The organism is Kitasatospora sp. SC0581 (assembly GCF_048159585.1).
In the GTDB taxonomy this organism is placed as follows: domain Bacteria; phylum Actinomycetota; class Actinomycetes; order Streptomycetales; family Streptomycetaceae; genus Kitasatospora.
The window spans coordinates 1-328 of record NZ_JBLRWA010000297.1 but is presented as its reverse complement, the minus strand read 5'-3'; the positions used below and the strand labels follow the sequence as shown (position 1 = coordinate 328).

At 75.6% G+C, this 328-nt stretch carries 1 pseudogene; it reads left to right on the top strand.

Annotated elements, in window-relative coordinates:
• Positions 1 to 317, top strand: a pseudogene (locus tag ACLWS4_RS38165) (CDP-alcohol phosphatidyltransferase family protein); the annotation flags it as partial.
• Positions 318 to 328: the final 11 nt, after the last annotated feature.

Here is a 328-nt window from a genome sequence, read left to right as displayed (position 1 = left end):
AGGCCCGGGGCGAGTCGATCGGGCTTCCGGTGGCCGTCAACGGGCTCGTGGAGCGCGCGGAGCGGCTCGTGGTGTCCCTGGTCGCCGCGGGGCTCGCGGGGCTCCACAAGTTCGGCGTGCCCGGCATCCAGTACCTCCTGCCGGTCGCCCTGTGGCTCGTCGCCGTCGGCAGCCTCGTCACGCTGATCCAGCGCGTCGTCACCGTCCGCCGCGAGTCCGCCGAGGCGGAGGCGGCGGCGGAGGAGACGGCCCGGCAGGAGGCTTCCCGGCAGGGGGCTCAGGGCCAGGAGACACAGGGCTCCGAGGCCGCGAAGTGACCGCCCGGGAC